We start from the raw sequence: 23,487 nt of genomic DNA, 5'->3' as shown, positions 1-23,487 counted from the left end.
GGAGGCGGATATATCGGTATCGAAATGGCCCAAGCATACCGTCGCTTCGGCAGCCGCGTGACGATTGTCGAGCGCGGGCCTCAACTTATGAGCCGAGAAGACCCGGATGTGGCAGAGGAAATCCAACGGATTCTAAGCGGCGAAGGTATTCAAATTGTATTGGGAGCAGAGACACTTCACGTGGATGGCCGATCTGGAAAGGAAGTCAGCGTCACCGTGCGAACGGCTTCCGGTGAGCAAAAGATCGAAGGCAGCGACATACTCGTCGCGGCAGGGCGTATTCCCAACACCGCCGATATCGGACTTGAACAGGCCGGCGTTGACTTGGACGAACGCGGATACATTCGCGTTAATGAACGGCTGGAAACGACTGTGTCCAGTGTCTGGGCGATCGGGGAATGTGCCGGTAGCCCGCATTTCACGCACGCCTCAGTAGACGATTTCCGAATCATCAGGGATAACCTTGCTGGAGGGAACCGAAACACTCGCGACCGGCTGGTTCCATACTGCATGTTCACTGACCCGCAGCTTGCCCGGGTTGGACTGAGCGAAAGCGAAGCAGAGCGCCAAGGCGTCACGGTGCGCGTCGCGAAACTGCCGATGAGCAAAGTACTGCGGACGTTTGCGACGGACGAAACACAAGGCTTCATGAAGGTGCTTGTCAGTGGGAGCGACGACCGCATACTCGGCTTCACGATGATCGGTTCCGAGGCCGGAGAGATCGTGGCCGCGGTCCAAACGGCGATGTTGGCAGAGCTCCCGTATTCAAGGCTCCGTGACGCCGTTTTCAATCATCTAACGATTGCCGAAGGACTCGGTCCGCTCTTGTCGAATGTGCCATCTCGATCGATGCAATAGTAGGACTGAAAAGTGCTAGTTGATGCTACGATTCGCGTCTTAGTTGTTGCCGAAACGGTACTCGAAATGGCGTGATAATCAATGAGCTACAAGGGGTAGCCTGGTGCTCGTACGTGATGTGTTCCGTCGGTGGCTTGCCCTTCGAGGGTAGCAAACACTTCCGCTTCGTTAAACAGATGCATCTCCATCTGATCCGGATGCGTTTTCTCGCTGAAGGCGCCGAATCGCTTCTGCTGGGCCAGGCGGAACTGCTCCTCGTACATTTTAATATAAGGAGTGAGATCGTTGAAAAGATTAAAAGTTCATCCCCATAACGGATCAATACAAGGAGTTGTTGCAGTCCCCCCATCCAAATACCATTTACACAGAGCATTAATTTTCGGATCGTTGGCCGAGGGCGAAACTATCATTCACGGCAAATCCGGAGCATTACATATCCGGGATACTCTTAATTCTCTCAAGGATTTCGGTATTGCGGTGAGCCCGAGTGAATCCGGGTATCGCGTCTGGGGCGGAGCTTATAAGCCGACCAATGGAAAAATCCGGGTTGGCAGTTCGGGCTCGACGTTGCAGTTCATGCTCGGATTAGGAAGCCTGTCCAAAGGCATGACGCCCGTCTATAACGGTCACAAGGCGCTTAGGGAAAGACCGATAGGACCGCTGCTCAAGGCGCTCGGCACGATGGGGGTTCAGTGGCAGGCGAACGATTTTAAAATGCCGGTTACCATTGAGCCTGGCAGGCCAAAGGGCGGCCTTATCCAAATTCCGGGCACGCTGAGCCAGTGGATATCGGGCCTCCTGATCCTGGCTCCGTTCGCCGAGAAGGATACGATCATCGAGGCGCTGCCACCGCATAACGAGCTAACATATGTCCAGCTTACAATTGACATGCAGAAGAAGTTCGGCATCCACGTCGAGACGGACTCGAGCGGCACTCGCTGGAGAGTACCCGCGGGCCAGAAGTATCAACCCGCCGAGGTCCATATCGAGCCGGATTTATCCTCGGCGGCGTTCTTGCTCGTCCTAGCTGCGTTGTTCCCGGCGGACATCGAACTACAAGGACTGGTAGGGAAAGGAACACATCCTGAAGGAAAAATTTTGGAAATCATCGAGAGCTTCGGTGTACCGCTTGCCTACGATAAGGGAAGCAATAACGTTCGTATCCTGCGCTCGGCTGTTCAAACGGTCGGCGTCGGAGAGATTGACATGCGTCACATTCCGGACCTGATTCCGTCATTATCCGTATTGGCGGCCCTTTCCCAAGGGGAGACCGTGCTCAAAAATATCGGCCCCGGGCGCATGAAAGAGTCCAACCGCGTCAAGGCCATGCTTCAACTGAATAAAATGGGAGCGAACATCCGTGAAGTCGGCGACGACCTGATCATCGAAGGGGTAAGTGGACTGAAGAGTGCTTCGATTTCAACGTACAACGATCACCGGGTGCAAATGGCATTTACACTTGCTTCGCTCCGAGCCGCCGGCGTGGGCTGCGAGCTAACTTTCCCGAACGCTTACCGCATCTCATACCCGGAATTCTTCGACCACTTGTCGCTTCTTGGCATCCATGCGATGCCGGACATGATGTCCGCGCAGAGCGATTTGCGGGAGAAGGAGCTCGTTAGTGTATGATGGTATCCAATAAACTTGACAACGACCTGCTATTTTTGAACCGGTTTGTCAATGCCGCCCCTCATAAAGATGCGATCGTTGACCTGAGCTATACCTCGAAGATTGTGCTGAGCAAGGGGGAGTTGGACGATCTCGCCAACCGTGTGGCAAAGGGATTGATCGACCGTGGTGTACAGCCGGGCGAGAACGTCGCCTATCTGTTGCCGAACGGTTGGGAATTCGTTGTCCTGACGCTAGCCATCTGGAAAATCGGCGCTGTCGCTTGCCCGATGCTCCCGGCCTTGAGGGAGCGGGAAATTCCGTTTATCATGAACAGGTCGCGCAGCCGGCTCCTGATCCTTCCAACCTCGTTCCACAACTTTAAGTATGGGCCGCTGATCGAGAGCGTCTGCTCCGAAATACCGGGCATGGAGCATTTCATTACAGTCGACTCGCGGGACCCTAAGGATTTGACGCGCTGTCTGGGCGGACTTGCCGATCAGGATCCGGACTTTGATGAGCTTGAGCGGAGACGTCCCGGCTCGGATAGTCCAGCACAGCTGCTTTTTACGTCGGGCACAACCGGCGAGCCGAAGGGTGTCATTCACACGCATGGTACGCTTAGTCACGGCGTATCCGCACATGTGGAGGGCCTGGGGCTAACTTCCGAGGACACACTTTGGATTCCGTCGCCGATGGCGCATCAGACGGGCTTTCTGTACGGCATGATCATGGCGATGTATATCGGAGCCACTCAGGTATGCCAGGCGGAATGGAATATGGCCAAAGCGCGAATGGCGATTGAGGAGCACGGCGCCACATTCGTTCAAGCGGCGATGCCGTTCCTTGCCGACCTGACCCGTGAAGAGCGGCCGCCGCAAGGGCTCCGGATCTTCATCGCGACGGGAGCGCCTGTGCCCCGCTCGCTCGCACTGGAGGCGAGCGAGCGGTTGAACTGCAAGGTTGCCGGCGGCTGGGGCTCGACTGAAAGCTGCATGATCAGCGTCGGATCGGTGAAAAGCTACAACGAATCGTGCTGGAACTCCGACGGACAAATTATCGCGGGAAGGGAAATGAAAGTGACCGACGAGCAGGGCCAAACGTTGCCGCCAGGCCAGGAAGGGCTGTTTAAGGTCAAGACTCCCGCGATGTTCACCGCTTATTTAGACCATCCGGAATGGTACGAGGCGGCGGTCGACGAGGAAGGCTTCTTCAACACCGGCGATCTGGCAATCATCGATGGAGCGGGAAATCTCCATCTCACGGGACGGGTCAAAGACATCATCAACCGGGGAGGCATCAAAATTCCCGTTGCCGAAATCGAGAACCTGCTTTATCAAATGGAGGATCTGCGTGACGTCGCCGTGGTCGGCATGCCCTGTCCGCGGCTTAATGAACGTATTTGCGTTTACGCCACATTGAACAATATGGACTGCCACGTCGCGATTGAAGATCTGACCTCCTTTCTGAAGGACAAAGGCGTCACTAAAATTTATTGGCCTGAACGGCTGGAGACATTACAGGAGATGCCGCGAACGACTACGGGTAAAATTCAGAAATACGTGCTAAGACAAATGATAGCGGACAAGCTTAAGGCAGACGAAAAAACTGCAACACAAGCCGGACGCGGTCAAAGTCAGGACATTTCTGTCGTACTGGAAACTATGTAAAACGAGCGAGGGAATTGGTATGAACGATGCTGCATTTCAAAATTTGAAAGAAGAAGTAAATTCCTATGTAAACGGCAGGCTGCGAGAGCTTTCCGAACGGATCGAGGAAACCGGGGAGTGCGGCCTGGACATCTGGGCAGAACTGCGGGAACGCGGTTACCTTCGGCTTGCGGCACCGATTGAATACGGCGGGTACGGCCTCAGTTTTACCCAATACCTGCAGCTATTGGAGCTGTTTTCCCAATCCCATGGTTCTCTTCGGATGGTGGTTCACGTCATCAACGGCATCTGGCGGCCGATCGATTTCCTGGCGAATTTCGAGCAGAAGGAGCGGTTCGTCAAGCCGCTGGTTCGCGGCGAGATTACAGCGGCTTTCGCCCTAACGGAACCAAATGCGGGATCCGGAGCCGATATTCAGACATCCGCACGTAAACAAGGTGACGAATACATATTGAACGGTGAAAAATGGCTGATTACGTTCGGAGACACCGCCGATTATCTCATGCTGTATGCCCGGATGGAGGGTACCCGCGGGTATGAGGGCACTATGGCCCTGCTCGTCCCTAGATTGGCCGAAGGCGTCGAGATCGAGGCCATGCCTCCGACGCTTGGTCTCACGGGTACGGGCCATGCCCGCATTATCTTGAAAGATGCCCGAGTCCCGACGGCAAATCTGCTGGGCGAGGTTGGTCAAGGACTGGCTGGAGCCTTGAACGGATTTCTCGATCCGAGCCGGGTATGTGTCGGCATGACCTGCGTCGGCTTAGCGCAGCGCGCGTTTGACCTGGCGATCGAGCGCAGCCGCGAGCGCATGACGTTCGGCAAGCCGCTGAGCCAGCGCCAGGTGGTGCAAACCTGGATCGCCGAGATGGCAACCGACATAGAGGCGGCCCGCCAGCTTGTCACGTTCGCGGGACGGCTGAAGGACGAGAACGCTCTTACCCCACCGCCGGCTTCGATGGCGAAACTGTACGCGCTGGAGATGCTACAGCGCGTAACCGACAAAGCGCAGCAGATTTGGGGCGGCATCGGCTATTTCAAAGGTAATGAGATTGAGCGCATCTACCGCGACGCCCGGGCTCAAAAATTCGAGGAGGGAACGGCCGAGATTCAAAAAGCCGTTATCGCCAAGCATATTTTGGCGGGAGAGTGAGGCTTTCAATGGAACAATCTTTACTGCGCAGGCCGGGTCGCATTGGATCGCTTGTTCTTCAGCACCGCATCCTGATGGGCGCGATGCATTTGGGGATAGAGGGGGACTGGAAGATGCTTCCACAGCTGATTGCCTTCTACGAAGAGCGGGTGCGCGGCGGGGCGGCGCTGATTATGACCGGTAACGCCGCTGTGCTTCCCGAAGGGGGCGGGCAGGGCATGTTTTGCTTGACCGAGCCGGACCACCTGCTCCAGCTCGAGGAGCTTGCCGCGTCTATCCGCAAGGTAGGCGGCCTATTAGCACTGCAGTTGGCCCACAGGGGCCGATACGCCACTCGCGCTGAGACGGGGCTCGCGCCGCTTGCGCCCAGTCCGATTCCTTCCAGACTTACGAAGGAAATACCCGAGGAGATGACGCGGGAGGATATCGACAGATTAAAGGAAGCATTTGCCGACAGCGCTTTTTTTGCGGCGTCGGCCGGGTTTGCCGCGATTGAAATCATGGGCTCGGAGGGTTACCTGCTGAACGAGTTTATGTCGCCGCTGATGAATCGGCGTACCGACGAGTACGGGGGAGACAGCGTAGCCCGAATGAGGCTATGCCTGGAGATCGTCGAAGGTATTCGCGAGCGGGTAGGCCGCGAGTTCCCTATCATTTACCGGATGTCAGGCGACGACTGCATGGAAGGAAGCACGACCCGGGAGGAGACGCTGGATTTCGCCCGCAAGTTGGAGCGGAGCGGCGTCGACGCACTGAATGTCGGGATCGGCTGGCATGAATCGTCGATTCCGACAGTCGGGGCGATTGTGCCGGCCGGAGCGTATGCCCACGTGGCGGCCTCTCTCAAGACCGTGGTCTCCATCCCGATTATTGGCGCTAACCGCATCCATACGCCGGAGATGGCCGAGCAGGTGATCGTACGGGGAGACATGGACTTTGTTGCGCCCGCCCGTCCCTGGCTGGCCGATCCTTCGTTTGCGCGGAAAATCGCGGAGGCCGACCGTGAAGGTCTGAACCTTTGTGTTTCCTGCAATCAGGCGTGTCTGGACCATACGCTCGGACATCCACCCAAACCGGTCGGATGCTTAGTCAATCCACGCACGGGCAGGGAATCGTTTGGCATTACGCTGTCGGATAACACGCTTGCAGTTGCCGTGGTTGGCGGAGGCGTCGCTGGACTGCAGGCGGCCAAAACGGCGGCTGAACGCGGTCATAGCGTTACGCTGTACGAGGCGGAGAACCGTCTGGGCGGACAATTCCTGCTCGCCTCGCGAATTCCCGGCAAAGAGGTATTTCGAGAAACGATTCGCTACTTCCAGGTTGCTCTGCAGCGTCTAGGTGTCACTTTACGGATGAATACGGCTCCGTCCGCCGACGAACTGAAAAAATACGACCGAGTCATAATTGCAACCGGCGTGAAGCCCTATGTCTCGGAAGCTCTGGAGGGTGCAGAGTTGCCGCATGTGTGCACTTATGCCGACATTTTATCGGGAGCCCGTCCGTTTGGCAGGAAAATCGTCATTGTGGGTGGAGGCGGGATCGGCTGCGACGTCGCGCATTATATCGCCGAACAGATGAGACTTCGTCCGGAAGTGGAAGCGTTCTTCGCGGAGCGGGGATACGCAGCCAAGAAACCGACGGAAGCAAGTATCACAATCGTTTCCCGTTCGGAGAAGGTGGCCAAGGGAGTCGGACCCACATCCCGCTGGGTGCTGCTTAGCGAACTGAAACGTCGAAGCGTGCAGATGATGAAGGGCTTTCACGCCTCTTCGATCACCACGGACGGCGTATGGCTGGAAAGCGGCGAGGACAAGCAGTTTTTACCGGCCGACCAGATTGTGCTCTGTACGGGCCAGGAGCCACGGGTCGTGATGTCGTCGGACGAGCTGAAAGGCCTCCCGGACATCGAATGGGTCGGAGGGGTTAGTGACGCGACGGAGCTGAACGCCGCCAAAGCGATCCGCCAAGCCTACGAGATTTCCTGCACGATCTGATGAGCGGCGTATTATCTAACTGGTGTTTAAAATTTCTGACGATCGAAAGGTTGCGATATTATTGTCTCAGTCGTTCAAGGATAAAAAAGTGCTCATCACAGGAAGCTCACGGGGCATCGGACGTTCGACCGCCCTGGCCTTCGCCAAGGAGGGCGCGGATGTAGCCATTCATTACCGTAGAGACGCGGACGCAGCGCATGAGACAGCCGAAGCGGTTCGCAAGCTCGGCGCAAAAGTTCTCGTGTGCAAAGCGGAGCTTGAATCCCCGGCCGAGGTCGACGCGATGTTCAATACAATCCAGCAGGAATGGGGAGCACTCGACGTCTTCATGGCCAATGCGGCCGCCACTGCGTTTAAGCCCGCCATGGAAACGAAAGACTACCATATCGACCGGACATATCAGGTCGTAATCAAAAGTGTTCTTCACGGCGTTCAACGCGCCGTACCGTTGATGGAAGGAAGACAGGGTCGCATTATTACCGTGTCCAGTCTGGGCAGCCGCTTTACGCTTCCGAACTATTCCAATATCGGCTCGGCAAAGGCTGCTCTTGAATCGCTGACGCGCTACCTGGCGACAGAGCTTGGACCGAAGGGCATCACGAGCAATGCGATCTCTCCTGGTGTAGTGGAGACCGATTCGGTGCGCTTCTATGCCAAGGACGAATACGAGACGTTTAAAACGAACGTGACCAGCCGCACGCCGCTTGGTCGTCTGACGCAGGCGGAGGATGTGGCAGGGCTTGCGCTGTTCCTGGCCAGTGATGCGGCCAGCTTCATCACAGGCCAGATCATCGGTGTTGACGGCGGTCTGACACTGATTATCTATGGCCCGGACGGCCGCTAATCTTGGGAATCAATACCATTACACTACAATGTAAGCGGGTTTAGTTGTCAGCTTGTTTTTTTGTCTTTTCACAGACCTCGTAATTTGTCCGGATTTCGATTATTTTGGTTGTGGTCGACTTCTACGTCTGGCGGAACGGCTAAATTGAAAATTTAGGGTAGTACCAGCTTCGCTGGCTCCAAGGGCAATGTAGATGGAAGTAAATTACAAAACTGCAATGAGGTGGTGTTTTAAAGTTATGCTTTTTGAAAATCGAGAACTTAGTAAAATTGCTTTGAAAGTAATCCAGGCATTTCAAGATCAACAGTTCGTCAAAATAAAGGTAATTAATGAAACAAATAACCATCAAATCATCGGTATAATTACTAAAATCGATCAGGTAACCCGTCGAATAAAATTATCACATGATCGAGGGATTGATTGGCTTCCTTTCGACGACATATTGAATGTGGAACCCGTAAATTAACTTAAGTTTTTTAATGAAATCAATTATAGCTTTAGAGGAAGAACCTATATAGCCCACTAAACCAGTTGGACACTTCAACCAGAACGTCTATATTGAGTCCTTTCACAGCAACTTGGAGTAGGAACGCGTGGATCGATTTATCCGCTACCACAACAATGAGCACATTCACGGCAGCCTCAGTGACTGGCCACCAAAGGAAAACTTCGTATGGTAACCCCTGGGGCTAAAGCCGAAAAAAATTGCGTTATATTACAAGGCTGCAAGAATGAACATGGCTAGTGTCCAAACTTAGGGGGTTGAACAAAGCTCTAGAACCCTTTATTTATCTGGGGTTCTTTATTTTTGGAAGCATAAGTTTGCCGCGGTAATTTGGAAGCATAAGCTTGCAAAAGCGTCAAACTTATGGGTTAAGTTACATATTTTTATTGAAAAGGATTATTTTCGAATGAGGACACATCTTCATTTTATTGGAATTTCATTAAGCCGATACAAGACTTCTTACGATCGACTTTTGTTGGATGCCGCCGGGCGGTTGCTGCCGAAGGATACGACCTTCGAAGTGCGAAGAGTCACAACATTGCCCGTCTTTAACGATCAGTACGGAATACCGGAATGTATATACGAGATTGCCGACACGATTAAGTGTAGCAGCGGATTGTATATCACAATACCGAATCACATCTATACATGCTCACTGACATTAACCAATATGTTGGGTTGGTTACATGCGTTAAACGATTATCCGCTTATGAACAAACCGGTAGCGGTTTTGGGAGCTTCGAAGGGAAGCTTTAAATCGTTTGGCGGCCATAAACTTATCATGAGTCAACTGCAGTACCAAGGCGCCGTGACTTTATACCGGAAAGAAGCAAATATAGATCAAGCGGCACAAAAGTTCGATGCTGACGGTAATTTATTGAATGAAGCATCCAAATTTTTTATATGGAAGCTCATGGGGGAACTCGTTGAGCTGTCCCAACGTTTGGGCAGCCCGTTAAAGTTGTTTCATGAAGAAGAAGCGAAGTTATAGCGAGAAACGGCCGTTCCTTAGATGGATCGGTGTCACGACGATCATCATTGAGATTCTTGCCAGTGAATTATGGAAAAAAGAAAATAAATTAAAAGCTTCACGCCTCAGGGACCGATCGGAGAGTGGGAAATTAAAATGAATAGTGTATGGCATATAAGCAACGTTGAATATTCACTCAGAATTTTGCTTGCGCTCCTTTGCGGCGGGCTCATTGGATTCGAACGGGAGTGGAGTCGTCATGCTGCTGGGTTTCGTACACATATACTCGTTTGTTTAGGCTCAGCCGCACTTATGCTGCTTTCCATATATGGTTTCTCCCAATTCGTAGCGGAAGCGAACGTCAGATTGGACCCAACCCGGCTTGCAGCACAAGTCATTAGTGGAATCGGTTTCCTAGGTGCAGGCGCCATCATGCGTAACGGTAACGTGATAACGGGGCTTACGACGGCAGCCTCCATCTGGATTGTAGCAGCCATTGGTTTATGTCTGGGGGCAGGCTTCTACTACGTGGCCTCTCTGTCTACGGCTCTCGTGCTCATAAGCTTGTTTGTGTTTTCCAAATGGGAGCGGAAGTTGCTGCATAGACGCAGTCACCATGAAGTAGTAATACATGTTGTCTATAACTCAGGTATCATCGAGGATATCATGAACATCTTTCAAGAGCAAAAGGTTCAGGTGGTCGGGATGGAAATGAAAGAAGCGTCTCATTCTATTGGAGAACAGGGAATGGAACTACGCTTTCGACTAAAATCATCGAGTTTGGAGCAGATAATTAAAGCAATTGCGCGAATCGGAGTACGAGGAGAGGTCGTTACGATGGATGCCGGAAAGTTGGAAGTTTACTCCATTATCGGTGCTCGTACGGCGGCCGCCAAGCGATAGTACTATCCACTATATTCATTGATGATTAAATAAATTATGTAGTAAAGAGACGTTATCGGGGTCACCGACTGTAACAGCAGACCTTAACACATTTGTAATAAGGAGAGGGATTTAAAAATTACGATGAAGTGAAGAGAACGAACAGAGTGGTGGAAGTTCCGTTCCCAAAAGGACTTATAACAACAAAGGCAGGTAAAACTGAATGTCAGACCAAAAACTCGGCACTTTATTGGAAGAGAGCATCTCCATTCATCAAGAGGCGTTGGATCAAATCATTGCGATGTCGGAAAGGATTACCACTGCAGAAGGTAGCACGCAAACCTTCATTCCGTTTCTTACAATTTTCCGTAAAAGCCTTCAAACTACGCCGATTCCTGATATAGTGACCCCTTCATTTTGTATCCTTCTTCAAGGAACAAAGAAACTTCACTTTGGCCGAGACCTCATTCAATATTACCCGGGCGAATTTTTTGCATCTTTGATTGATATCCCTGCATCACAAAATATCATCGATGCTACAAAGAAGTCACCTTTTATCTGTCTTCGCATTGATTTTACGTCGAAAGAAATCGCTTCTGTGGTGATGGAGGCTGAAATCAGCATGAAACCAAGGGATACTAAGCTGAACGCCGGAGCGATCATTGGAAAATCCGATGCTGACACTTTTGACTTACTTATGAGGTTACTGAAGCTTATCGACAAACCCAAAGAAGCACGCTTTCTGTCTGCACTCATCAAGCGTGAAATGATATTCCATCTACTGTCACGAGATAATGGGCTCTTATTTTTCCAACAGGCGGTCTTAAACCAGCAAACTGACGGAGTCGGCAACGCCATCGAATGGATTAAAAATAATTACACTCGTTCCTTTACCGTCGAGGAGCTTGCAAAATCAATTAACATGAGCCTCTCGGGACTGCATCATAAGTTTAAAGCCATCACGACAATGAGCCCTTTGCAGTATCAGAAGTTGCTCCGCCTTCAGGAAGCAAGACGCATCATGTTGAGCGGTTCTATGGATGTAACGACTGCCGCTTGTGAAGTCGGCTATGATAGTCCATCGCAATTTAATCGAGAATACCGGAGGCTTTTTGGCCTGCCTCCTCTTCAAGATATAAAGACTGTGCGGAAAGCTCCATAGCCGACTCATTCAAGCATCGTTAGGTGCACGGCTAATCTTTTTACTTGAGTGAAGGGGATATTCTCATCGACGGCGGAAACGCATATTTCCCCGATAAGCAAAGAAGAAATAAAGAACTGCAAGCCAAGCGCCTCCGCTTTATCCGTGCGGGTATTCCGAGCGGCGAAGAGGGGGCGCTGAATGGCTTTGCGATTATGCAGGGCTATCCAGCATATTCATCATTATCACCGAGCCCATAAATTTCTTTTATATCATCTTGTTCTTCTATCCTTTTTGCTTCCCCTTCGTTAACTTCTGTTTTTTCGTGATTTCCTTTACCTATTTTCGACACTTCTTTGACTTTGCCACCATTAATGGTAAGTATGTTAACAATGTCGATATTCATATCTTCCTTGTTTTCCAATCCAGACATAAGAAAAGACCTCCATGGATTTTTTCCGAAATTAAGATTGCCAATAATCGATATATTATTCAGGTACGGGAAACGATAGCAAAAACGGGTAGATTTATGTTTTGGAGGGAGGCATCTTTCCGACGTCCGACTTCAGTTGTTGCTTGAGCTTCGCGATTTCGTCACGTAGTCGGGCCAATTCTTCGGTCTGCTGCTTCCTCACTTTCTGTAAATCGATAATTACTAGCTCTTGAGCTACTATTGTCGCAGCGCGATCCCCGAGCGTTTCGTCGTGACGTTTGGAAAGCTCAATTCGTTCTGCCGCCTCCGTTTTTATCATGCCGACGAACAGTTCTACGCTCCGACGCGTGTGATACTCTAGCTCTTCGATTTGCTTCGCATATCCGCTGCCGTTACCTACCTTGAGTTGTTTCAGTTCGTACAGCGCCGCCAGATGCTTTATAAGCGCATCCTGAGTCTCTAAGCCGCTCTCGGCCGTTAGCCGTTCAAGCTTTTCCATCAGTTCCGGGCTAATATTGTTCACCTTCATCGTTTTCGCTTCGTTAGAAATATGTATCTCCGTCCATACAATAAGTTAACTTCCAGCTTCCTTATTGTATGAATGGTTAACCAGGTTTACTTAGGCCTAAATGCATGCGATGTTATCATGTTTATTTTATGCGAAAAGTATACGTCAAGGCCAATTTTGCCTAAATGTTAGCTTGATATGAACGGAATGCGATAAATGAATGAAAGATCATAAAATATTGCACAATAAATTTTTAGAAAATGGAGTTGACAATCCAAAAATAGTCTGATAGTATTTGTTTTGAAGAATGGATTAATTAATCCATAAAAATGAAGGGAGACAGGATATCATGAATTCGAATCAATCTACAGCACTGATTACAGGGGGAACAAGTGGTATCGGCCGGGCGGTTTCAAATCAGCTCGCCGCGCTTGGCATCCATGTCGTGGTTACGGGGCGCAATACGGACCGCGGCGAGAAAACGGTTGCAGCAATACGCGCAGCGGGAGGTAAGGCAGATTTCGTGCAGACGGATCTTCGCGATGCGTCAAGCGCACGAAGCCTGGCAAAGCGAGCAGTCGAACTTGGTAACGGCCGAGTCGACATTCTTATCAACAATGCAGGGATCTTTCCGTTCGGACCGACGCATGAAACGACAGAGGAAGATTTTGAAAGCGTGTATGCGCTGAACGTCAAAGTACCATTTTTTCTCGTCGCCGAACTGGCACCGCTGATGGCGGAAAGAGGCAAGGGTTCGATCGTCAACATATCGACAATGGTCGCCGATTACGGAATGTCCGGCATGAGTCTTTACGGCTCGAGCAAAGCTGCAATCAGTCTTCTTACCAAAGCGTGGGCGGCTGAATATGGCCCAAGTGGTGTTCGTGTCAATACCGTCAGCCCCGGACCTACGCGTACGGAAGGCACTGATGCAATGGGCGAAGGGCTTGATCAGCTTGCTGCCCAAGCACCGGCAGGCCGCCCTGCTTCAGCGGATGAGATTGCTGAGGCCGTTGTCTTCCTCGCGACGGATCGTTCCAGCTTCATTCACGGAGCAAACCTCGCCGTCGACGGAGGACAAACCGCAATTTAATTATTGACAGTGATTCGAGAGGCGTAATGAGAGATCTCTCCGCCTAGGTTCAGAAAAAGGGGCGTGTCTTCAGATCTAGTGACGATCTGAGGGCACCCCCTTTTTACCTTGTATAATTTGTTTGTTGATAGGGAGCTGCCGCAATCGTTCAACTTGATTGGTCTTGGAAGAAGAGAACTGACTGATGAATCATTTCAGGCAAGTGTCGAACAATCCATTCGTAATTTTTCCAGACGCGAAGCGAACAATAATGCATTGATCAAAGCTTTCTTGATCGCATTCCGTTACTGCGTTCTAGATATTGGCTGTAAAGAAGATTATAAGAAGTTGTTACAACTGATTTAACAGAGGGAAGAGGAGCTACGCATTTCGCCGAATCGCCTGTTTTATTTATCCGTTGGACCTGAATTTTTCGAAACGATCGCAGCTAACATTGAGGGAAGCGGGCTCGGTTCCGCGAATGGTTGGAAGCGTCTGGTGATCGAGAAACCTTTCGGCCACAACTTGCAATCTGCTCGGGATTTAAACTCGAAGCTGAGCAAAGCTTTTGAGGAGCATGAAATTTTCCGAATCGATCCTTATCTCGACAAGGCGATGGTGAAAAAGCTTGAGATTCTGCAGCAAAATCCGGTCCTTCAGGCATTATGGACCAATCTTACAAAAAGAGCGTTCCTTTTTATATCCGAACAGGCAAAAGATTGAAGGAGAAATCAACGCGGATCGTGATTGAGTTCAAGGAGATATCTAAGACTTCACAAGCAACTGCCGATGGAAAAGTCCCTAATCTCCTGGTAATTGAAATCAGTCCTAACGAGGGCATTACGCTGCAATTAAATACGAGGGATCCTCAGCATAAAGGGGAGTTTATGCCCCTTTAAATCGACTTTCATGAGCACCAAGACGATGTTCCCGAAGCTTACGAAAATTTAATTTACGACGCTTTGCACGGAGATCCCACATTCTTTGCGCATTGGGACGAAGTCGAATTGTCATGGAAATGGGTTCAACCCATCTTAGAAGCATTCGAAGAGAAATTGATTCCGCTCCATCTGTATGAAGCGGGATCATACGGATCTGCCGAATCCGATGCTTTATTAGCGAGGGTGCTGATATGGGTAAGCCAGCGTTTAAGATCGAAGCTAGTGGGAATATCAAATTGATTAGATAACTTGCTCTTTTGAGATGGTTATTTGTTGTGCTTATTGAAGTATTATAGATTAATTCTATTATGTTGCCTAATGAGTGACGAAGTGTACAAATATATAATATGCAGCATAAAGTGATTGGACAAAGAACAACCAACCCCAGATTTGAGCAGGTATATAGGTGGCATTGGCTAAATTGGTTGCATCACCAGCATTTTTACTATCACGAATGCTGAGTTTCAGAACTATAAATGAAGAACTTACAGATTGTGCAAGAACGATTGCTGATAGTAAAAAGCTAGCATGCAAAATTAATATGCCAAAATCTTTATAAACGATAAATCCAATAATACAAATAAAGGATATTACCCATATTAGTCCATATATATTCCTTATCCAAAATAACAAGCAAACTAGCAGGAGCACAATAAAAGATATTAGGATCAGCTCATATCTAGCCTTGGATAAAGCAAAGTAAAGACCAATTGCAGCGAGTGATGATCCCGAATAACCGGCATACGAAATTAAAATTCTTGACATCCAGTTTCTGGTGCTTACCCTGGCTTCCCCACTAGTATCACTAAATAGAGACATTGAGTGAACCTTACCGCTAAATAGTAAAGCACTTAAGCAATGCGAAGCTTCATGGATAATTGTATTAGCGACAGCCATGTATTTTCCTACAATGGGAATGTTTGTGATGAGTAGAGCAATAACTAAATAAATATAAATTAGTGTTACATGATTCATGTGATAACTCCTTATTGTCTGTTGTGAGGTTAGTTAAGATGTTGAATCACTTAAGGAAATCAAGGCAAAATGAAAATTAGACCTACAACTGTCCAAGGTTGTAAGTCCAATTTCCGGGGTCTCATTGATGTAAAAGGGTTCGTCTTTAGAATAGCTAAGATTGCTTAAACCAACCTTAAGTTTATATAATAATTGTGTGAAGAAACCACAGGTGAAGGCAAGTGTTGAGCTGGTGCGTTTTTTTCTCGCAAGGATTTGAAGATGAACAATTCATCAGTCTCGAGCGATTATAAAACAAGTGTTGCCGGTTTGAACGTCTCGAGAAATGCGTTGAGCGCTTTACTGACAAAGCGGTCCTTGTGGCGAATAAAGCTGGTCTTGGTGTACTTATACTGCTCGGGCAGCGGATGGCTGCTCAGAGGCAGACGAGTATTACTGATCACGGATAGCGGCAACAATGAATTGCCGAATCCGGAGTCGACGCAATTGAGCAGAGTTTCAAGCGTACCAATCTCCAAATATTTCGGGGCTGTCAACCCTTCGGATTTTAACCATTGCTCCGTAATCGAGCGATATAGGCAGCCTTTCGGAAATACAACCCACGTTTGTTTCGCCAAGTCGTCGGGGAATTTGCTAGAATTTGTAACCAAGCGAATTTCTTCCGGATGCTCGAAATCGTACGCCAGCTTTTTCGATGCTGCCTCCCCCGTTATAAAAGCGCAGTCCAGTTCCCGTTTCAGCACCCGGGCGGTCAGTTCCTGGGAAGATCCGGTACGCAGGGTCAGCTCGACGTCGGGATACCGGGACTGAAAATCGGCGAGCTTCGTCATAAAACGGCCGGTCGCGAACGTTTCCACGATGCCGATCAACAAAGGGCCGCTCGGATAGCTTGTGGACCGAACTCTACTGATCACTTCCTCCAGACGTTTGGTAATGTCGTAAACTTGCTCGTAAAAAATTTGTCCTTTCTCCGTCGGCACAACACCACGTGGATGCCGCTGGAACAAAGAAACGCCCAATTCTTCCTCTAGCTTGCGCAGACGAGTAGTGACATTCGACTGCACGTACCCCAAACGCTCCGCTGCGCGAGATAAGTTCTCCTCCTCGTAAGCAGCGGTAAAAATGTAAAGATCCGATAATTCCAATGGAAACATCCTTTTCAGATATCACTGATAGTGATGATGTGTTTATTTTTAATCATTTTACACTATATCGGATAATGTCTACAATAAAGAAAAAAGCAATTGGAGAGGTTGATAGTATGAATATCGTCATCGTCGGAGCAGGCGCGGTCGGAGGGTATTTCGGTGGGAAAATGATGAAAGCCGGTGTTCCGGTCAGCTTTTTCGTCAGAGAAAACCGGTTTCGGCAGTTGAGTGAAAATGGGCTTCGTGTACGCAGCATGCACGGTGATTTTTCGGTTCGTCCGAAATTAACCAAAAGCGCGGAGGAAGCGGGGCGACCCGATATAATCATCGTGGCTGTCAAAACGTATCAGCTGGAAGGTACGTTCCCGGCGCTCGATGTCTGGGTTTCGCAAGGCGCGAAGGTGGTACCTCTCCTCAACGGGATCGAGGCGGCAGAACGATTGGTGGAACGTTACGGCGATAGAACAGTACTGGGTGGATTGAGCTATGTCGAATCGACGCTCGACGCGGAAGGACAAATCGTACAAACGAGTCCCATGCAGGAAATCTTATTCGGAGCGCTTAACACGGACAGCGAAGCGGCTGCGATGCAACTGATGCAAACGCTACGGTCTTGCGATTTCAAAGTGACGCTTAGCGACAACATCAAACGAGACATGTGGGAGAAATATATGTTTCTGACCGTACTCAGCGGTATGACTTCGGCGACAAGAAAGCCGCTGGGCGATATTTTGACCGATGAAGCAGCTTCGCATTTTTTACAAGATATGCTGGATGAGTTGGCTCAGCTTGCTCGCGCGGAGGGCATTACTTTCCCAAAGGACATTAAAACCAAAATAATGGGAAGATACGCAAATGCCTCGAGAACTATGACATCATCCATGTATCGCGATCTCGTTAATGGATTGCCTCTGGAACTAGAAAGTTTGCACGGATACGCCGTTCGATTAGGGGAGAAACATCGGGTCAACACCCCCTTTGTACGGTCCGTATATGCATTGCTTCACCCACATTCACATGGACAATCAGGCAGCATATAAAAAAATGCGATTCCATGAAAACACTTTTGCAATGCTACACAAGTAACCGGTGGAACGGGTATAAGAACATACAGAGGGAACCGCCAGAACGAGTTCTCGCTTATCTTTGAAATAATGGTACAGCTACAGCTGGGGAGTGTTATCAGACCGAACAAAGTGCTGAGTGCCCAGGAGCCTCTGCTGAGCCAACTGGACAGCATGGAAGCGCTGCGGCGATCTTGCAGCTTAAGAAAATAATGTATTCCAGCGAACATTCCAACTAAAAAGGCGTGCAAAGACCGCTTTTTTCAGAATAACCGAAAGAGTCAAAAAACGAGCCCTAGAATCGCTTCTAGGCTCGTTTCGCGTTTAAAGAGACATATCGCAACCTAAATTTCTTGGATTTTTCCAATGAAGATGAAGGAATAACACAACCTTCTGAGCAAAAGTCGTTTTGTTTTGACATAGCCTTGCCCTTGGCTAAAAGTAGGCGCTCGCCAGTTCTCATTATGGATTTCACCCTATAGATGCACCCGTACTGAGTGTACATACATAAATAAATAGAGAGCGGAATGGTTATCCGCTCTCTCTGTTTTTGAGATTTCAAGCGATATTAATCATTTTCCAATTCTAATCAGACTCCATTATGTGTAACGCCCCCATCAACAAATAAGTTTTGCCCAGTTACGTAACCCGAACTTTCTGAGCAAAAAAATAGAACAGGTGCGATCATTTCCTCCAATCGGCCAAACCTTCCCATTGGCGTCCGTTGCTCGATTAACGTCTTGAAATCCGGATTGTCAAGAGCCTTTGCGTTAAGGGCAGTTCGAATAAACCAAGGACTAATTGCGTTTACGGTAACGCCGAATTTTGCCCATTCATTGGCGAGCTGTCTCGTCAAATGCACGACAGCTGCTTTACTTGGTCCATATGCCGATGAGAAGGATAATGTTAATTCAGAAGCCGCGGAAGCGATATTGACAATACGTCCGCTTTGGCGCTCAACCATATGCTTGCCAACCGCTTGAGACATGAGGAAAACGGACTTGAAGTTGGTATCGACGACTAAATCCCATTCATCCTCGCTCAATTCAAATGCAGTATGACGAACGTTCGCGCCAGCATTATTAACTAATATATCGATATTTCCAAAAATATCCAAAACCTGGTGAACAACTGAATCAATGGAGTTTTTGTCGGTAACATCGCAAGTAATGCCAAGCGTACGTCGTCCTGTTGCATTATGTATTTCATTTGCAGCCTCCAACACCTCAGCTTCAGTCCTAGCAGTCAAAACGACATCTGCTCCCGCTTGTGCTAAGCCTTCTGCAATAGCTCGCCCTATCCCTCGTCCAGCACCGGTAACGATAGCTACTTTTCCGTTTAAATTGAAGTTGACTTGTGTCATTGCAACGCACCTCCCACTAAAAAGTTTTTATCTAATTTAACATAATTTCTGCTTATTTATACTTTTCTTTATGCTGATTTAACTATTATACCTTTTGGGGAGAAACTTCTTGATTCCGTTTTATAGAAGTTAGTAACATACCGATTATCACAATTAGTCCCCCGGCAATTTGTGAAATCACCAGGCCCTGACCTAAGGAAACCGCAATAATAGCTGTAAAAACAGGAATCAAATTCATGGTTATGCCAGCTTTTCCTGCACCTAACACCTTAATGCCTTGATTCCAAAAGATAAACGAGTCGACTGCTGGGAATACCCCCAAATATATAATCCCTATAATGCCGAATGAAGTTACTTTCTCATACTGAAGTGGTTGCAAAAATAAAAAAGGAAGCATAAGAATACTACCAACAATCGCTCTCATCGCTACCAAAGTAACAGATGGAATGCCCTTTGCTTTTTTTACAAGTAATGAATAGACTGTCCAGGATAACATGACCAGAAACATGATTGCATCGCCCTTGTTATACTGGGTATGAAACACTAGCAGCGGGTTTCCTTTGGTCAAAACAATCAGGACACCTATAAATGAAGTGATTAATCCGATGAACTGAAAGGTACTTATTTTTTCTCTTAGGAATATCAACGAAAAGAGCATGATCAAGGCTGGAGTGAAGGTAGTTCAGCTTCAGCAGACTGACCTTTTATTATTACGTTTATTCTTCTTAGTGATAACTATATTCTATGACTATGAGTATGGTATTGGAATTATCTTTTACTAAGAAATTGACAATTTGCCTTAACGAACCTTTCTCCAATGGTGCTTAATACAATTTCTTCATCATGAGATTCAATTATTACATTCTCACCTATAAGTTCACCTTGTAAAAAGATCGAGATTGGCTGCTGAAATACACAGATAATTTCATGGAACATTATCAATTCATCAAGGTGGCTCATCACGGCAATAAAACATTTACGTTGCTTCGTGTTCACAACCTCAAAAAATTCGACAATACTGGGGAAGATTTAGAGGATTTGATCTCCATCGGGACGATTGGATTGATTAAGGCGATCGAGTCGTTCTCACCGAACAAAGGAACAAAGCTGGCAACGTTTGCGGCTCGATGTATCGAGAACGAGATACTTATGCATCTGCGTTCATTGAAGAAAACGCGGAAAGACGTGTCGCTGCACGATCCCATCGGAACGGACAAAGAGGGGAACGAGATTACGTTGATCGATATCCTCGGAACGGAAGCCGATGATGTGGTGGATAAGGTTCAGCTAAAGATAGAGAAGTCGAAGATATATCGGAATTTAGAGATATTGGATGAGCGTGAGAAAGAGGTTGTCGTGGGTAGGTTTGGATTGGAACTGGGTGGCGAAGAGCGGACGCAGCGGGAGATTGCGAAGGAGCTGGGGATTTCGCGTTCGTATGTGTCGCGGATAGAGAAAAGGGCTCTTATGAAGCTATATCATGAGTTTTATAAGGCGAAGCGGTAAGGATAATGAATGGCATACTTCATTTATTTGGGATCAAATAATGGAGGTGAAGTTCATGACTTTAATTCATATTGAAAATGCCAGTAAATATTATACGATGGGCGAGGGAACCATTAAAGCGTTAGATGACGTCTCGTTGGATATTGAACATGGAGAGTTCGTGGCTATCATGGGCCCGTCTGGTTCTGGTAAATCCACACTCATGAACATAATCGGTTGTTTGGATGTCGCAGATAAGGGTGTTTATGACCTTGATGGTCAAGCAATAAACTTACTTAAGGATTCTGGGCTTGCTGAGATTCGCAATCAAAAGATTGGCTTCGTTTTTCAAAGCTTCAACTTGCTGCCGAGATTAAGTGCGTATGAAAATGTGGAGTTGCCTTTGATCTATCGGGGAATGACGAAAAAGGAAAGAGAGCCATACGTTCTGCAGGCATTAGAATCGGTGGATTTACTGGATCGCAAGAACCACTTTCCTTCGGAATTATCCGGCGGTCAGCAGCAGCGTGCAACTATTGCCCGAACGTTGGCTGGAAATCCGCCGATCATTCTGGCCGATGAACCAGGTGCGCTGGATTCGAAAACGGGTGTAGAGATTTTGGGTATTTTGAAGAGACTAAATGAACAAGGACGGACGATTATTTTGATTACGCATGACATTTTGATTGCTCAGCAGGCGAAGCGGATTGTGCGTTTTCGGGATGGGCGATTGTATACAGATGTTTAATATTTAAAAGACCGGAACTCCGAGAAATGGGTTCCGGTTTGTATTATTTTCTTTGAGTTATTCAATGAAAATTTCAATAAATGGGCAGATTAGCGGTAATTACATTAAAAGAAATCCGAAATGAACGTTCGGACGTACCATAAATAAAACCGGTTTTCGAAATACGAAGGCATTTTTTTGTGTTTCGAAAAATTCAGCTTGTATAACCAATACGTCGTGTGAACCTTTGCAGTCATCCACATACTTCCTCTTCCTCTACTACCTCGTACTCGCCGGGGTACAGAGTTACTTCATCACCATAAAGCAGCACTACCACTTCGTTCTCCATAGTCTTAGGGTCGACTATGGCTTCCTCGATAACATCGCACTCCATACCGATGGAGTCGCTAATGTCCGAAACATTATCCACAGCAGGCATATTAGCTGTGATGCAAACCTTCTTGATCGAGCTTAACGTGGCCTGATTCCGGCCTGTTAAAACGACCTTTGCACCTTCATGCTTCAGAAGATGCTACTTATATTCAATTAAGCGACCGATTTATTCTTTCTTTATTCGAGTTTTTTCTGTTCTTGAGGAACCCCCTCGCGTACACTGAAAAAAGAAGCAAGGCCGCAATTCCCGATATCGAGGCAACGCAGAACAGCGCACGGTAACCCATGTACTGAGAGACCCCTCCTAACAGAATGGATCCAAGACCGATCCCCAAGTCGAATGCAGTAAAGAAAGAAGCGTTGGCGATCCCTTTTTTATCAGGCGGCGCAAGGTTTATCGTAGCGGCTTGCAGAGCCGGTTGCGCCGCGCCAAATCCTATGCCATATAGGACTGCCGAGACCAGTACGCCGAAGAGACCGTAAGAAACTGCCAACGTCAAAGTAGCCACAATGCTCATACCAAGAGCAGGAATGATGACGATCGCCTCGCCATAACGATCTGTAAGCTTCCCTGCTATCGGTCGAATGAGGGTAAGCGTTACAGCGTAAACCAGAAAAAATGTTCCGGAGTTAACAGCTATTGTTCCAGCGAAAAGCGGCATAAATGTAATAATTCCCCCAAACGATATCGTCATAAAAAATGTTACCAAGGAGGTCGGAAAAACGGATTTATCCAAATAGGATATAGGCCCTGAGACGTTTCGGGGTTGAAAAGGAATATTTGTCACGTATGCTATCAAAAGCGCTGCAATGACAAACCCTGTAGCCAGCAGAAAAAGAGCGTGAAAGGAATAATTCTCTGTGATCCACACGCCGACAACCGGTCCGACGGCCATCCCTAACGTTGTGAACATACCAAACCATCCCATTCCCTCTCCTCTTCTATTGTTCGGAATGATGTCAGTTACTGCAGTCGCAATAGAATTGGTCGAAATTGCCCAACTGACGCCATGAAACATGCGTAACGCTACAAGATAAATTAATCCCCCTATCCAATCATACAAATACATGGTAAGTGCAAAGAGAATTAACCCGCCTATCATAAAAGGACGCCGACCGTAACGGTCTACCATGCCTCCCACGAGGGGGCGAACCAAAACAGCTGAAAGAGTAAAAATCCCTGTGACGAGTCCAACCTGCGATTCCGTCCCGCCTAATTGCTTGATGAATATGGGCAATGTCGGAATCAATATATAAAATGCCATAACTAATAAAAGCATAGCCAACGAAATGTGGATGAAGTTTTTGGTCCATATTTTATTCATATGCCGTGAATCGCTCCTCTCAACGAATACAAATCAAAAGATCATTTCGAAGTTGATTAAACCAGTGACTTCTACGTATAGCACGAGGCCTGTGGTTGCTCGAAACCACTGCGACAGACCGAGATGCTTGAAAGTTTCGATCTGCATCTTGCCTCTTTAAAAAAAATGCAGCCCACCTTGAATTAAATAAGTAGTTCTCATACACTTTCTAGATGACAATTATGGCGATCGGGGAATATCAATTTATTCTTTTTCCAATGGGGAACATTCCTAATTTCTTGGTTGGGTGTGGTGGTGTCATATTTATTGAGAAATTTGGCTCGCGGTTTAAAAGGACCGTCACGGGGGTTCCCTGACGGTTTTTCTTATTTACGAGTTAACTGGACGCGATGAAGCGCATAAGCTGTTTCGATACTCCGTCGGCTATG

24 protein-coding genes and 3 pseudogenes are annotated in these 23,487 nt (G+C 48.1%); 18 read left to right on the top strand and 9 right to left on the bottom strand.

Translation table 11 applies throughout. The features are described 5' to 3' along the window. A partial coding sequence (locus tag BLT91_RS19930; protein WP_175532419.1) for an FAD-dependent oxidoreductase occupies positions 1–858 on the top strand: 858 nt, incomplete at its 5' end. 158 nt (positions 859–1,016) lie between these two features. On the opposite strand, the pseudogene BLT91_RS30825 reads toward BLT91_RS19930, so the two are convergent. Continuing rightward, positions 1,017–1,127: pseudogene (locus BLT91_RS30825) on the bottom strand (transposase); the annotation flags it as partial. Positions 1,128–1,143: 16 nt separating this feature from the next. On the opposite strand from BLT91_RS30825, the gene aroA reads away from it, so the two are divergent. From aroA to BLT91_RS19880, 11 genes and pseudogenes are all read left to right on the top strand, one after another. Next, positions 1,144–2,487, top strand: coding sequence for a 3-phosphoshikimate 1-carboxyvinyltransferase (gene aroA / locus BLT91_RS19925; protein WP_175532418.1), 1,344 nt, complete (start codon positions 1,144–1,146; stop codon positions 2,485–2,487). Continuing rightward, a complete protein-coding gene (locus tag BLT91_RS19920) occupies positions 2,484–4,136 on the top strand; it encodes an AMP-binding protein (protein ID WP_254777031.1) in 1,653 nt (550 codons plus the stop codon). The genes aroA and BLT91_RS19920 overlap by 4 nt, the downstream gene beginning before the upstream one ends. 19 nt (positions 4,137–4,155) lie before the next feature. After that, entirely contained in the window at positions 4,156–5,289 is a 1,134-nt protein-coding gene (locus tag BLT91_RS19915; protein ID WP_090824123.1) for an acyl-CoA dehydrogenase family protein, read from the top strand. 8 nt (positions 5,290–5,297) lie between these two features. Next, positions 5,298–7,283 carry an FAD-dependent oxidoreductase gene (locus BLT91_RS19910; protein ID WP_090824121.1) on the top strand — a complete coding sequence of 662 codons (1,986 nt, stop codon included), beginning with the start codon at positions 5,298–5,300 and terminating at the stop codon, positions 7,281–7,283. 61 nt (positions 7,284–7,344) lie between these two features. Then, positions 7,345–8,127, top strand: a complete 783-nt coding sequence (locus BLT91_RS19905; protein WP_090824119.1) for an SDR family oxidoreductase — start codon at positions 7,345–7,347, stop codon at positions 8,125–8,127. A gap of 193 nt (positions 8,128–8,320) precedes the next feature. After that, complete coding sequence (locus BLT91_RS33960) at positions 8,321–8,593, top strand: YolD-like family protein (protein WP_090824117.1); 273 nt, start codon at positions 8,321–8,323, stop codon at positions 8,591–8,593. 445 nt (positions 8,594–9,038) lie between these two features. Further along, positions 9,039–9,623 carry an NADPH-dependent FMN reductase gene (locus tag BLT91_RS19895; protein ID WP_090824115.1) on the top strand — a complete coding sequence of 195 codons (585 nt, stop codon included), beginning with the start codon at positions 9,039–9,041 and terminating at the stop codon, positions 9,621–9,623. Then, positions 9,601–9,762: a hypothetical protein gene (locus BLT91_RS32350; RefSeq protein WP_217635255.1), complete on the top strand. Its 162-nt coding sequence runs from the start codon at positions 9,601–9,603 to the stop codon at positions 9,760–9,762. The genes BLT91_RS19895 and BLT91_RS32350 overlap by 23 nt, the downstream gene beginning before the upstream one ends. Beyond that, the gene (locus tag BLT91_RS19890) at positions 9,759–10,505 is read left to right on the top strand and encodes an MgtC/SapB family protein (RefSeq protein ID WP_090824113.1); all 747 of its coding nucleotides are present in this window, start codon (positions 9,759–9,761) and stop codon (positions 10,503–10,505) included. Before BLT91_RS32350 ends, BLT91_RS19890 begins: the two co-directional genes overlap by 4 nt. Positions 10,506–10,707: 202 nt before the next feature. Next, on the top strand, positions 10,708–11,646 hold the full coding sequence (locus tag BLT91_RS19885) for an AraC family transcriptional regulator (protein WP_090824111.1): 939 nt from the start codon (positions 10,708–10,710) through the stop codon (positions 11,644–11,646). A 44-nt stretch (positions 11,647–11,690) separates the two neighbouring features. Next, a pseudogene (locus tag BLT91_RS19880) lies at positions 11,691–11,849 on the top strand (NAD(P)-binding domain-containing protein); the annotation flags it as partial. Here the strand turns inward: BLT91_RS19880 and BLT91_RS19875 are convergent. Further along, positions 11,849–12,058 (bottom strand): hypothetical protein, encoded by a 210-nt coding sequence (locus BLT91_RS19875; protein ID WP_090824107.1) that lies wholly within the window; start codon positions 12,056–12,058, stop codon positions 11,849–11,851. The pseudogene BLT91_RS19880 and the gene BLT91_RS19875 sit on opposite strands and share 1 nt — an antisense overlap. 94 nt (positions 12,059–12,152) lie before the next feature. Continuing rightward, the gene (locus tag BLT91_RS19870) at positions 12,153–12,587 is read right to left on the bottom strand and encodes a hypothetical protein (protein WP_090824105.1); all 435 of its coding nucleotides are present in this window, start codon (positions 12,585–12,587) and stop codon (positions 12,153–12,155) included. Positions 12,588–12,915: 328 nt separating this feature from the next. Here BLT91_RS19870 and BLT91_RS19865 point away from each other — a divergent pair, with 328 nt between their 5' ends. Next, the gene (locus BLT91_RS19865) at positions 12,916–13,659 is read left to right on the top strand and encodes an SDR family NAD(P)-dependent oxidoreductase (RefSeq protein WP_090824104.1); all 744 of its coding nucleotides are present in this window, start codon (positions 12,916–12,918) and stop codon (positions 13,657–13,659) included. A gap of 108 nt (positions 13,660–13,767) precedes the next feature. Continuing rightward, positions 13,768–14,819, top strand: a pseudogene (locus BLT91_RS19860) (hypothetical protein). A gap of 75 nt (positions 14,820–14,894) precedes the next feature. On the opposite strand, the gene BLT91_RS19855 reads toward BLT91_RS19860, so the two are convergent. Both BLT91_RS19855 and BLT91_RS19850 read right to left on the bottom strand, forming a co-directional pair. Next, positions 14,895–15,554 (bottom strand): M50 family metallopeptidase, encoded by a 660-nt coding sequence (locus BLT91_RS19855; protein ID WP_090824102.1) that lies wholly within the window; start codon positions 15,552–15,554, stop codon positions 14,895–14,897. A 287-nt stretch (positions 15,555–15,841) separates the two neighbouring features. Then, positions 15,842–16,699, bottom strand: a complete 858-nt coding sequence (locus BLT91_RS19850) for a LysR family transcriptional regulator (protein ID WP_090824100.1) — start codon at positions 16,697–16,699, stop codon at positions 15,842–15,844. 116 nt (positions 16,700–16,815) lie between these two features. Here BLT91_RS19850 and BLT91_RS19845 point away from each other — a divergent pair, with 116 nt between their 5' ends. Further along, entirely contained in the window at positions 16,816–17,742 is a 927-nt protein-coding gene (locus BLT91_RS19845; protein WP_217635254.1) for a ketopantoate reductase family protein, read from the top strand. Between the two features lie 114 nt (positions 17,743–17,856). Then, positions 17,857–17,979 (top strand): hypothetical protein, encoded by a 123-nt coding sequence (locus BLT91_RS33610; RefSeq protein WP_302847523.1) that lies wholly within the window; start codon positions 17,857–17,859, stop codon positions 17,977–17,979. 376 nt (positions 17,980–18,355) lie between these two features. Here the strand turns inward: BLT91_RS33610 and BLT91_RS19840 are convergent, their stop codons facing one another. Continuing rightward, on the bottom strand, positions 18,356–19,129 hold the full coding sequence (locus tag BLT91_RS19840) for an SDR family NAD(P)-dependent oxidoreductase (protein WP_090824096.1): 774 nt from the start codon (positions 19,127–19,129) through the stop codon (positions 18,356–18,358). Positions 19,130–19,214: 85 nt separating this feature from the next. Then, positions 19,215–19,787, bottom strand: coding sequence for a DMT family transporter (locus tag BLT91_RS19835; RefSeq protein WP_090824094.1), 573 nt, complete (start codon positions 19,785–19,787; stop codon positions 19,215–19,217). 269 nt (positions 19,788–20,056) lie between these two features. Between BLT91_RS19835 and sigK the strand changes: the two genes are divergently transcribed. Together sigK and BLT91_RS19825 are read left to right on the top strand one after the other, a co-directional pair. After that, complete coding sequence (sigK, locus tag BLT91_RS19830) at positions 20,057–20,635, top strand: RNA polymerase sporulation sigma factor SigK (protein WP_090824092.1); 579 nt, start codon at positions 20,057–20,059, stop codon at positions 20,633–20,635. 55 nt (positions 20,636–20,690) lie between these two features. Next, complete coding sequence (locus BLT91_RS19825) at positions 20,691–21,362, top strand: ABC transporter ATP-binding protein (protein ID WP_090824090.1); 672 nt, start codon at positions 20,691–20,693, stop codon at positions 21,360–21,362. 232 nt (positions 21,363–21,594) lie between these two features. On the opposite strand, the gene BLT91_RS19820 is transcribed toward BLT91_RS19825, so the two are convergent. Both BLT91_RS19820 and BLT91_RS19815 read right to left on the bottom strand, forming a co-directional pair. Further along, positions 21,595–21,771: a hypothetical protein gene (locus BLT91_RS19820; RefSeq protein WP_175532415.1), complete on the bottom strand. Its 177-nt coding sequence runs from the start codon at positions 21,769–21,771 to the stop codon at positions 21,595–21,597. A 112-nt stretch (positions 21,772–21,883) separates the two neighbouring features. Beyond that, positions 21,884–23,059: an MFS transporter gene (locus BLT91_RS19815; protein WP_090824086.1), complete on the bottom strand. Its 1,176-nt coding sequence runs from the start codon at positions 23,057–23,059 to the stop codon at positions 21,884–21,886. Positions 23,060–23,487 lie beyond the last annotated feature (428 nt).

It is taken from the genome of Paenibacillus sp. yr247 (genome assembly GCF_900103825.1).
Taxonomy (GTDB): Bacteria; Bacillota; Bacilli; order Paenibacillales; family NBRC-103111; genus Paenibacillus_E.
Note: the sequence above shows the minus strand (reverse complement) of the source record. Positions and strands in the feature narration are given on the sequence as shown.